The following is an 11,317-nucleotide window of genomic DNA, read 5'->3' on the forward strand; positions in this document are numbered from 1 at the left end:
CCACATGCAAATAAACCAACGAATATAACATCCACATCAAAAAAATTACAACTCCAAAGATATATTCTAAAAAGGGAGTTTAAAAAAGTCTAGACAAAACACAAATAAAAACCAGCTGAAACAACAATATCAGCTGGTTTTCATTACCGATCATATCAAATAAAGAAAAGGTCATTCTACTAAATTACAGTGAACTAGATAATACATTAAAATATCTTGCATCTGGATGGGCAAATACCATTGCAGAAACAGATGCTTCTGGTTCCATCATACATTCCTCCGATAAAGTAATGCCAATATCCTCTGGAGAAAGTAGTCCAAATAATTTTTTTTGGTCTTCTAGTTCAGGGCATGCTGGGTATCCAAATGAAAATCGTTGCCCTTGATATTTCGCAGCAAAGCGTTCCTTCATCGTAAAGGTTGCTGGATCAGGGAATCCCCATCTATCTCTAATTTGGCGATGAATTAATTCTGCCAGACCTTCTGCTGTTTCTAAGGCTAGTGATTGTAGGGCATGGGATTCAAGAAATCTTCCATCCCGCTTTAATTGTTCTGCTGCTTCTCGTATTCCTGTGCCAGCTGTAACTGCAAAAAAGGCAACATAGTCCATCATTCCGCTTTCGACTGGCTTTAGATAGTCTGCGAGACAAAGATATGGTTCTCTTTCTTGTCTTGGAAAGTCAAAGGTTTCCAATAGCTTAGATGCATTCTCTGGATCATAAATATATATTTTATTTCCATCCGATTGAGCAGGATAGAAGCGGTAAATGGCTTTAGGATATATCCAGTTATTTTGTTCTGCTTCCTGTAAAAGCTGTTCAATCATATTGTTTAGTTGGACCGCTCTTTCATCTTTAGCAGAGAGTAGCATTTCTACTTTTCCTTTTAAACCTAGATGGTGTCCTAGCAGCATTTGTTTATTAATATATGGTTTAATATGCCCAAGTGTATAATTGGTTAATAAATGCCTTTTGGTATCCTGTGGTATGAAGATAGGCGCATTTTGATTTATTGTTTTTCTTTTTATGCCTGTGATAATAGGTTTTACAGGGTCCTTGATTGGCTTTGTTAAAAGTGCTTGTTTTTTTCTGTTATGTTCTTCTTTAAGTAAAAGCACTTCTTCATTATTTGTAAGTTGATTTGCAAGTGAGAGTCCATTCATGGCATCTTTTGCATAAAGTACTAATCCATCATATTCCCTTGTAATTTTCGTATCAGTAAATTTTCTTGATAAAGCAGCCCCGCCGACTAATATAGGGATATCTATTCCTGCTTGTTTCATATCGGCTGCTGTTAAAACCATCTGCTGGGCTGATTTTACAAGGAGACCAGATAAACCAACAATGTTTGGCTTTTCCTTTTTAATTGCAGAAACTAACTCTGCTGGTGGAACTTTTATACCTAGATCAATGACATCATAGCCGTTATTTGAGAGAATAATATCGACAAGATTTTTCCCAATATCGTGAACATCTCCTTTTACGGTGGCTAAGATAACTTTACCTTTCGTTGAGGTTGAAACGTTTTTGTCCATATAGCCTTCTAAAAAAGAAACAGATGCTTTCATTACTTCTGCACTTTGGAGAACTTCTGCCACAATTAACTGATTATCATTAAACAAGCGACCGACTTCTTTCATTCCGTTCATTAGCGGTCCATTAATAATATCTAATGGTGCACTATAGTTGTTTAGCGCAATTGCCAAATCATCTAGTAAACCTTCCTTTGTTCCTTCCACGACATAATAAGCCAATCGTTCATCTAATGTTAAATGTTCTAGTGAATTAACCTTTTCTTTTTTCTTATCCCGATAGAAATCGGTAAAAACTGCTAATGTTTCATCTGTTGTTTCAAATAATAGCTTTTCAGCTAACTCAATTTCTTCTTTACTAATGGACGCGAATCTTTCTAGCTTTTCCGTATTGACGATGGCGTAATCTAGACCAGCTTGCGTACAGTGATAAAGAAAGACGCTATTTAGTATTTCTCGGCCAACAGGAGGGAGACCAAAGGAAACATTGCTTATTCCAAGAATCGTTTGAACATCTGGACAAGCTTCTTTAATTTGTTTGATTCCTTCTACAGTAGCTTTAGCAGAACCAATATATTGTTCATCGCCAGTACCTACAGGGAAAACAAGGGGGTCAAAAATAATATCCTGGCCATTTATCTTATATTTGTTCGTTAATAATTCATAAGAGCGTTTTGCTACTTCTAACTTTTTTTCCACTGTTACTCCCATTCCATCTTCATCGATTGTTCCTACAACAACAGAGGCACCATATTTGTGGATGAGAGGGGCAATGGCTTGAAATCTTTCTTCCCCATCTTCTAGGTTAATACTATTAATAATTGCCTTACCTTGTGAATAGGAGAGGGCTTTTTCAATTACTTTTTCATCAGTTGAGTCGATGACAAGAGGCACCTTCACTTTTTTTACAACCTCTTTCATAAAAAGCTCCATATCCTCCAGTTCATCTCTATCAGGATCTGCTAAACATATATCGATAACATGTGCTCCGCCCTTAACTTGGGCTCTTGCAATTTCTGATGCTTCTTCAAATTTCGCTTCATTTATTAACCGCTTAAATTTCCGGGAACCGATGACATTTGTACGTTCTCCAACCATTATCGGTCTTAATGTAGGGTCATCATAAATGAATGGCTCAATTCCAGAAACCATATGATAGTTTGTTTCCGCTACTTTCCGAGGGGAAATCTCCTTCATTTTTTCCGATATTGCTCGAATATGCTCTGGCGTTGTCCCACAGCAACCACCGACGATGTTTAGCCAGCCTTCTTTTGCAAAACCGCTTAATTTATTCGCAAGAGAGGATGCTGTTTCATGATAATGTCCTTCTTCATCCGGTAAGCCGGCATTAGGATAGCAGCTTACGGCATACTTTGAAAGACCAGAAAGAGAGCGGATATGATCCTGCATAAACTCCGGCCCTGTCGCACAATTTAATCCGATTGCAATTGGATTCATATGTTCAACAGAAATGTAAAAAGCTTCGATAGACTGGCCAGCTAGGGTTGTTCCCATTGGTTCAATTGTGCCTGAGATCATTAACGGTAGTTCTTTTCCTGTCTTTGAAAAGGCCTGCTTAATTCCGAGAAAGCCAGCTTTTACATTTAACATATCCTGACTTGTTTCTAGGAGGAGAATATCTACGCCTCCATCAATAAGACCAGTTGCTTGTTCTTCATATGATGCGATAAGCTCATCAAATGTAGTGCCACCAGTAACACTTAATGTTTTGGTTGTAGGTCCCATTGCACCTGCGACAAACCTCGGCCAATCGGGAGTTGAATATTTCAAAGCAGCATCTTTGGCGAGTTTTGCTGCAGTTATGTTCAGTTTGTAAGCAAGATGTCCTAGATGATATTCATCTAGGACAAGTTTAGTTGCGCCAAATGTATTTGTTTCAATAATATCAGCGCCAGCCTCAAGATATGCTTCATGAATTTTGGAAATGATTTCTGGTCTTGTTAATGTTAGATTTTCATTACAACCTTCTAATTCCTCGCCACCAAAATCGGAAGCTGTTAAATCCTCTTGTTGGAGCATTGTGCCCATTGCGCCGTCCATAATCATGATTTTTTGTTTGAGTTTGTCAGCTAATGATATTTGTTGCATCACATTTCCTCCTAGTTGCAGCAGTTCGTAACTTAGTATAGCGAGCCAATTCGACTGAAAGCTCATATCGTAAAAAAGGCGTTATTAAATAGATACCGTTAAAGAAGGTGGATGCAGTATCAATTAGCGACTTTGTAATAGTTAAACCTTCTTGTGTTGCTTTTTCTGGATTGTCTTTTAAATTTGCCATTGCCTGACGAATCGAATCCTCTATTTTTATACCAGGTACTTCATTGTGAAGAAATTCGGCATTATTGCTGCTCGTCAAAGGCATTAAGCCGATATAAATTGGTATATCAATATGTTTAGTAGCTTCATATAACTCAACTATTTTTTCTTCTGAATAAATTGGCTGTGTAATAATATAATCAGCTCCGCAGGCAATTTTCTTCTCGAGTCTTTTAACAGCCTTATCCACTTGGCGAACATTTGGATTAAATGCCGCAGAGACAGAAAAAGCTGTCTTTTGTCCTAAGTTTTTTCCAGAGAATGAGAGACCTTCATTTAACTGCTTGATCATCGAAATTAAATCAAAAGATGTCATATCATAAACGGAAGAAGCACCTGGAAAATCGCCAACTCTTGCAGGATCGCCTGTAATTGCTAAGACATCATGAAGGCCAAGTGTATGTAATCCCATTAAATGAGACTGCAATCCAATCATATTCCGATCCCGGCAAGCAATGTGAATAAGGGGACGTAGGCCAATATTCTGCTTTACTAATGTACCGATTGCTGTATTGGAAATACGAGCAGATGCTAAACTATTGTCTGCAAGCGTAATGGCGTCAATGCCTTCTTCTTTTAATTTTTTTGCTCCTTCAAAAAAACGTGTTGTATCTAATTTTCTTGGCGGATCTAATTCTACAATGACCGAAGCTCTTTCCTTTACAATTTCCTCCAAGGGTGTGAATTCCCGTGGGGGAGGGGAGTGAAGGACAATAGAATCTACCATAGCTTTGTTAGATGTAACAGGTTTATCTGTAATAGGGGAAGCATTTTTCAATACTTCCGCGAAGTTTTTTATATGTTCAGGTGTTGTTCCACAACATCCTCCCAATAGCCGAACCCCTTGTTTACGGAACTCTTCAGCTGATTTTCTGAAATATTCCGCATTGTCCTTATATTCGAATTTTCCGTCAATATAAGTTGGTAAACTAGCATTTGGATATGCTGATAAATAGGCATCCTTTGGCAGTGGAATCTGCTCGAGTGATGCAATCATATGGTGTGGGCCCAATCTGCAATTTAGCCCAATGACATCTGCTCCTAAACCTTCTAATCTCTCAAAGGCATTCTTTAGTGGCGACTGATTTTGCAACACGCCGATTTCATGTATGGAGACCTGCGCTATGACTGGAAGGTCTGTTTCTTTTTTTGTAATTTGTAATACTGTTTCTAATTCTTCCATATCATAAAATGTTTCTAAGAGAATACCATCGACACCTTCTAGAAGTAAACAATAAAGCTGTTCTCGAAAACTTCGCTTTAATTCTTCTAAGCTAATGGCTTGAGGCTTCATTCCTCTATTTCCGCCAATTGTGCCTAAAACACTCACATTCTTATCTTTTGAAGATTGTTTGGCAATTTTAACGGCAGTACTGTTTATTTCCTTTACGCTATCCTCAAGCCCATATCTTTGTAACTTTAAATAGTTGGCAGCATATGAATTTGTTTGAATAATATCTGCACCTGCATGGATATATGCTTGATGAACCTGTTCAATTTGTTCTCGATGAGAAATATTTAATGCTTCGAAGCAAGTATCCTTTCCGTAAGAATAGAGGAGGGTACCCATAGCACCGTCCGCTATTAAAATTTCGCTTTTTAGTCGATCAAGAAAACTCATCATATTCCTCCATTAAATATAATGTAGCTCCGCTGTTTTTTTCAATGCAGCCTCAAAGTCATTGATTAAGTCTTGAGGATTTTCTAGTCCAACGGAAAGGCGAAGAAGAGCATCTGTAATTCCACGTTCTGCCCGAGCAGCAGGATCCATTGCCGCGTGAGACATTTTTGCAGGATACGAAAGAATTGATTCGACTGCACCGAGACTTACAGCAAAAACCGGTAGTTTCACATTTTCAACAAATGTCCGCATTGCTTCTTCTGAATGTAACTCAAAGGAAAATACAGCACCTGGATTTGACGCTTGTTTTCGCTGGATGGCATATTGTGGATGGTCTTCAAATCCAGGATAATGTACTTTTTTGATTAAAGGATGATTTCGTAAATGCTCTGCAATAATTCGAGCACCATCACTTGAATGCTTCATGCGGACATGTAAAGTCTTGATTCCTCTAAGCAGTAACCAGCAATCCTGTACACCAAGAACAGCACCAAAGGAATTTTGCAAATAGCCAATTTGTTTGGCAAGGGATGGATCCTTTACAACTGCAACGCCGGCAATAACATCACTATGTCCAGACAAGAATTTAGTTGCACTATGTAAGACGACATCAGCTCCAAGTGTTAATGGCTTTTGTAGGGCTGGTGTTAAAAAGGTATTATCAACGAATGTCCACGCATTGTACTTTTTTGCTAGAAGGCTAATTGCCTCAATATCTGTAACCTTTAACAACGGATTAGAAGGAGTTTCTACATAGAAAACTTTTGTATTTGGTAAAACCGCTGCTTCAACAGCTTCTAAATTTGTCATATCAACAAAGGTATGGTCTATGCCAAAGCGATTTAACACAGTTGTAACCATACGATAAGTACCGCCATAAACATCTTCCGAAATCACAACATGGTCACCTTGTGATAATAAGAGGAAGGCAGTTGAAATAGCAGCCATTCCAGAAGAAAAGGCAAATCCATGTGTACCATCCTCTAATTCTGCTACGACTTCTTCTAGGGCTTCCCTTGTTGGGTTCAAACTTCTGCTATAATCATATTTGCCAAATTCATCTATATCCTTTTGATGGAAGGTAGAAGCGTGCTGAATTGGCACGCTAACGGCTCCTGTTTCTGGATCGAATTTATGCTTATTATGAAGTAGTTTCGTTTCAAATGTATATGGTGTGCTCATATTGTTACCTCCTTGGCAATTCCCTTTGCAATGGAAAATGCTTTATCCAAATCTTTTATTAAGTCATTTACATTTTCAATACCTACAGAAAAACGCAATAGCTGGTTATCAACACCTGTTTCTAATCTTACTTCTAATGGAATATCAGCATGGGTTTGTGTAGCTGGATAGGTAATAAAGCTTTCCACACCACCTAAACTTTCTGCAAAAGAGATGAGAGTTAAATTTTGCAGAAATGGATTTACCCAAGATTCGTTTTGAATTCTAAATGAGATCATTCCACCTCGACCAGGATAGAGAACATCTACAACAGCTTCGTGTTCTTGAAGGAAGGAAGAGAGTGTTTTTGCATTTTCTTCATGTTTCTCCATTCTTAACGCTAATGTTTTCATTCCTCTCATTAATAACCAAGAATCAAAGGGACTTAAAACAGCACCAGCGGAATTATGATGTAAAAAAAGCTCCTTACAAAGTGCTTCTCCTTTAGCTACAATAAGACCTGCAAGGACATCGTTATGACCGCCCAAATACTTTGTCGCACTATGGATGACGATATCAGCTCCTAAGCGAATCGGCTGTTGGATAATAGGAGTATAAAAAGTATTATCTACAATAAGTAAAATATCGTTTTCTTTTGCAATGGAAGCAACTTCAGAAATATCCGTTTGCTCCATTAAAGGATTAGTAGGAGTTTCAAGGAAGATCGCTTTTGTATTAGGGGATATTGCCGCACGCAGGGCATTTGTATCTGAGGTATTGACGTAAGTACATCGCAGACCCCATTTTTTATAGCCTTGTTCTAGCAGTCTGTATGTTCCTCCATATAAATCTTTGGAAATAATCCACTCATCACCACTTTGGAAAAGAGAAAGGATTGTTTGAATGGCAGCCATTCCTGAACTACAAGCGAATCCTTGATCTCCTTCTTCTAAATCAGCAATCGCTCTTTCTAAAATTTCTCTAGTTGGATTTCCAGTACGAGTATAATCGTAGCCAGTTGACTCTCCAATACCGGCATGACGATAAGCGGTGGAAAAATAGACAGGTGGATTTACCGCACCCGTTGTTGTTTCACTGCGATTTCCAATTTGTGCTAACTTCGTTTCTAAATTATACATTCTATAACTCTCCTATTCTTTTATGTGGATTTTTTATGTAATAAGTACGTACCAAGAAAGAATAGAAGAAAAAATCCATAAAAAAAGTCTCCTTCGTTTATAAGAAGAAGACTTTGATTATTTATTGGTCCTTCTTCTTATCTTTCAAGCCATTATGCTTGATGGAATTAGCACCTTTTCAGTATTTTGTAGGGTACTGAAGGTTGCTGAGGTTTCTTCGGGCCATTCCCTCTACCTCTCTTGATAAGAATTACTTATGTAATTGTTTCTTAATTTACTATATATTTTAAAAGTTAGCAACAATTATTTTTTATTTCTGAAAAGAATCTTTATTCTTCTTATTTTAAATAAGCGGAAAATAAAGTTATATTTCTTCAATAAGCTGATATACATCTACATCTAATTCATAATCAGGATTGGCTTTCGTATATATTCTTGCTTTTTTCGTTTTCTCATCAACGTTTTGAATGATTATCTTTTCTCCCTGATAACTAACATCCACAATATCCGCCGCATTCATAATTTCAATCGCACGTCCAATATTCATTGTGAAACCTCCTAAACTTCCTAATAATACTTTCATCTTAAATAATAAATTAAAACAATAGACATACCAGTTTAAAAAAAACCTATTTTCTTATGCTATTTTTTCCAAATTATTCTAAAGAACGAATAATACTTTCTTTATAATGGCTAAATTTCTAAAATTTTATGCCCGATTTTTTCTTCTCATCATATTTTAATGTTTCTTTCATGCCTTTTTACAAAAAGAGGTATACCATTTGTTTTATTCACTTAAGCACATTGAAAAATATGTTTATATTATCAACAGAAGTAATATAGTTGCTTAATTATCCCATTGCAATGGGTAAATAGGAAATATCCTTATTGCATTAAGCAAAAATTTCATTAAAAGGAGAGATGAAACATGAATTTTCTTCGCATCGCAATGATCGTATTTAGTTCCATAACTGCTGCGTCTTTATTTGGCTTTCAATTTGTTGAAATAGCGCACGCAATTATGGATTCTATGTTTTCAAAAGAAAATTAAATGTCGTAAACAATTTTTGTATATCAAGCTTCTAACATGATAAAATAACGATATCTTTAGGTAAGTTAAAGCTGTTTTGTTGAAATTTTTTTCTCCCAAATTTCAACATTACGCTTATAACGATACCTATGTACATATAGAGAGCGTGGTATGATGAAAAAAATTTTGATAATTGAAGACGAAAAAAATCTTTCGAGATTTATTGAATTAGAATTAACGTATGAAGGTTACAAAACAGAGGTTTGTTCAGATGGTAGAAGCGGTCTTCAAAAGGCATTAGAGGAAGATTGGGATATCATTTTATTAGATCTTATGCTGCCAGAATTAAATGGAATTGAGGTATGCAGAAGACTCCGCCAAACAAAAAACACCCCTATATTAATGATAACTGCACGAGATAGTGTTCTAGATAGAGTATCTGGATTAGATAGTGGCGCAGACGATTATTTAATTAAACCATTTGCTATTGAAGAGCTACTTGCAAGACTCCGTGCGTTGTTTCGCAGAATTGATCCACAAAGTAATTCTTCCAATAAAGTAGTGACAAAGCTAACATACAAAGACATTACGCTTGAGGTGGAGTCGCATATTGCCAAAAAAGGCGAAGCACTTCTATCCTTAACGAAAAGAGAGTATGATTTACTTTATATGTTTATGACCAATATAAATATCGTTTTATCTAGAGATAAATTATTAGAAAAGATATGGGGATATGAATCAGAAGTAGAAACAAATGTGATTGATGTATATGTAAGATATTTAAGAAATAAGCTTGATCCATCTGGACAAGAAGTATATATAGAAACGGTCAGAGGAATAGGATATGTGATGAGATGAAATTTATAAAAAAAGTGTCTCTTTTACCTTGGAAGTGGAAATTAACACTAGCATTATCTGTTAGCATTTTTTTAACTTATTCTATTTTTTCTTTTTTTGAGTTCCATACTGTTTCTTCTTGGTTATTAAATCAGGAAGAAACAGATATGAAGCAAGCGATGGAGCAAGTCGTCCAACAGCTGAATATAAAGGAAAGAGATCTTACAGAAGAAGAACTGACAGATAATATTGCTTTATTGGAGAAATTAAATAATAACAATCAGCTTATTCGTGTATTGGATGATGATGGACATGCCATCCTTTCTGATATGAATGGTGATTTCCCCATCATTGAACCTAATCAGATATACAATGATGAGCAATTTCATTATATTTCTATTGGTGAGCAGAACTCAATAGTATACAGTAAGGAATTAAAGCTGCCATCATTTAAAGGAAGAGTTGAAATCATAAGATCTCTGCAATCATTAGATAAGGTTCGTGAACATTTACGTTTTGCCATGATGTTGTTTACAATTGCTGCGTTATTAATAAGTGGACTTATTGGGTACTTTATTTCCTATTTATTATTAAGACCTGTCAACTCCATGACAAAAACCATGAAAAAAATTAAGAATACTGGCTTTAAAGAAAGAATGCCTGTTTATCGTCAAAAAGATGAAATATCCGATTTAACGATTATTTTTAATGAGATGATGGATGTGATTGAACAGTCCTTTCAGCAACAAAAACAATTTATTGAAGACGCTTCCCATGAGCTGAGAACACCAGTTTCTGTGCTAGAGGGACATCTTTCTATGCTAAATAGATGGGGAAAAAATAATAAAGACATTTTAGAAGAGTCCCTTGTGGCATCTACCGAGGAAGTAACTAGATTAAAAAAATTGATCATCAGCTTATTAGACTTATCGAGATTAGAACAAAATAGAGGAGAATCCGATTTAACGCCGGAAAGAGTAAAGTTGGTTTTAGAACACACAATCCGTGATTTTACAATGCTCCATCAGGATTTTACCTTTCAAATGAAGCTTGATTCCCTTCATCTTTATAAAGTGTCTGAACAGCATTTACAGCAAATCATTACAATTTTAATGGATAATGCGGTGAAATATTCTTTTCAAGAAAAAAATATTTTTCTTCATACGTATGAAACAGACCACCATTTTGTTCTAGAGATTAGTGATCAAGGAATTGGTATCCCGAAAGAAGACATTGATAAAGTATTTGATCGGTTTTATCGTGTAGATAAAGCCCGAAGCAGAGAGCAGGGCGGAACAGGTCTTGGATTGGCTATAGCTAAGAAAATTGTAGAATTGTATAAAGGAACGATAACGATTAAAAGTAAAGTTGGACAAGGGACAAAAGTCATGGTTCGATTTCATATATAGAAGAAAAGGAAGTTCTACCGTGTAAAATACGTGGTTTGAACTTCCTTTTTTCCTTTGTCATGTAATGATGAAAGCCGCATAAGATTACTAGTAAGATTGTTTTTTTTGCCAAGATAGGAGCGGCAAAAAATATTTTTAATTTTTTTACTATAAAAATGTGTAAAACTTTTGAAGCTGTAATTAAACCATGATAGAATAGTAATGTAAACGTTTTAAAAAAGTTTTTTTAATAAAAGGTGTATTGTGCAATAA

At 36.0% G+C, this 11,317-nt stretch carries 8 protein-coding genes and 1 riboswitch; of the genes, 3 read left to right on the top strand and 5 right to left on the bottom strand.

Annotated features, from left to right (window positions below; all coding sequences use genetic code 11):
• Window positions 1-184: 184 nt before the first annotated feature.
• From metH to ACWNMZ_RS21895, 5 genes are all read right to left on the bottom strand, one after another.
• On the bottom strand, window positions 185-3,640 hold the full coding sequence (metH, locus tag ACWNMZ_RS21875; protein WP_031538709.1) for a methionine synthase: 3,456 nt from the start codon (window positions 3,638-3,640) through the stop codon (window positions 185-187).
• Window positions 3,618-5,489, bottom strand: a complete 1,872-nt coding sequence (locus ACWNMZ_RS21880) for a bifunctional homocysteine S-methyltransferase/methylenetetrahydrofolate reductase (protein ID WP_031538711.1) — start codon at window positions 5,487-5,489, stop codon at window positions 3,618-3,620. Before ACWNMZ_RS21880 ends, metH begins: the two co-directional genes overlap by 23 nt.
• Before the next feature lie 12 nt (window positions 5,490-5,501).
• Window positions 5,502-6,671, bottom strand: a complete 1,170-nt coding sequence (gene metC, locus ACWNMZ_RS21885; protein WP_031538713.1) for a cystathionine beta-lyase — start codon at window positions 6,669-6,671, stop codon at window positions 5,502-5,504.
• Window positions 6,668-7,789 (bottom strand): methionine biosynthesis PLP-dependent protein, encoded by a 1,122-nt coding sequence (locus ACWNMZ_RS21890; RefSeq protein WP_031538715.1) that lies wholly within the window; start codon window positions 7,787-7,789, stop codon window positions 6,668-6,670. The genes metC and ACWNMZ_RS21890 overlap by 4 nt, the downstream gene beginning before the upstream one ends.
• A gap of 134 nt (window positions 7,790-7,923) precedes the next feature.
• A riboswitch (SAM riboswitch) is annotated at window positions 7,924-8,039 on the bottom strand.
• A gap of 114 nt (window positions 8,040-8,153) precedes the next feature.
• The gene (locus ACWNMZ_RS21895) at window positions 8,154-8,336 is read right to left on the bottom strand and encodes an H-type small acid-soluble spore protein (RefSeq protein ID WP_031538716.1); all 183 of its coding nucleotides are present in this window, start codon (window positions 8,334-8,336) and stop codon (window positions 8,154-8,156) included.
• Window positions 8,337-8,717: 381 nt separating this feature from the next.
• Between ACWNMZ_RS21895 and ACWNMZ_RS21900 the strand changes: the two genes are divergently transcribed.
• From ACWNMZ_RS21900 to ACWNMZ_RS21910, 3 genes are all read left to right on the top strand, one after another.
• Complete coding sequence (locus ACWNMZ_RS21900) at window positions 8,718-8,840, top strand: hypothetical protein (RefSeq protein ID WP_268817820.1); 123 nt, start codon at window positions 8,718-8,720, stop codon at window positions 8,838-8,840.
• Window positions 8,841-8,993: 153 nt separating this feature from the next.
• Window positions 8,994-9,677, top strand: coding sequence for a response regulator transcription factor (locus tag ACWNMZ_RS21905; protein ID WP_031538717.1), 684 nt, complete (start codon window positions 8,994-8,996; stop codon window positions 9,675-9,677).
• Complete coding sequence (locus ACWNMZ_RS21910) at window positions 9,674-11,065, top strand: HAMP domain-containing sensor histidine kinase (RefSeq protein ID WP_031538719.1); 1,392 nt, start codon at window positions 9,674-9,676, stop codon at window positions 11,063-11,065. Before ACWNMZ_RS21905 ends, ACWNMZ_RS21910 begins: the two co-directional genes overlap by 4 nt.
• The last annotated feature ends 252 nt before the right edge of the window (window positions 11,066-11,317 follow it).

The organism is Niallia sp. Marseille-Q9988 (genome assembly GCF_976954375.1).

What these genes read in the sequence shown, in the direction of transcription:
- ACWNMZ_RS21905 (WP_031538717.1), top strand. Translation starts at nt 8,994, where the DNA reads ATGAAAAAAATTTTGATAATTGAAGACGAAAAAAATCTTTCGAGATTT.
- ACWNMZ_RS21880 (WP_031538711.1), bottom strand. Translation starts at nt 5,489, where the DNA reads ATGAGTTTTCTTGATCGACTAAAAAGCGAAATTTTAATAGCGGACGGT.
- metH (WP_031538709.1), bottom strand. Translation starts at nt 3,640, where the DNA reads ATGCAACAAATATCATTAGCTGACAAACTCAAACAAAAAATCATGATT.
- metC (WP_031538713.1), bottom strand. Translation starts at nt 6,671, where the DNA reads ATGAGCACACCATATACATTTGAAACGAAACTACTTCATAATAAGCAT.
- ACWNMZ_RS21900 (WP_268817820.1), top strand. Translation starts at nt 8,718, where the DNA reads ATGAATTTTCTTCGCATCGCAATGATCGTATTTAGTTCCATAACTGCT.
- ACWNMZ_RS21910 (WP_031538719.1), top strand. Translation starts at nt 9,674, where the DNA reads ATGAAATTTATAAAAAAAGTGTCTCTTTTACCTTGGAAGTGGAAATTA.
- ACWNMZ_RS21890 (WP_031538715.1), bottom strand. Translation starts at nt 7,789, where the DNA reads ATGTATAATTTAGAAACGAAGTTAGCACAAATTGGAAATCGCAGTGAA.
- ACWNMZ_RS21895 (WP_031538716.1), bottom strand. Translation starts at nt 8,336, where the DNA reads ATGAATATTGGACGTGCGATTGAAATTATGAATGCGGCGGATATTGTG.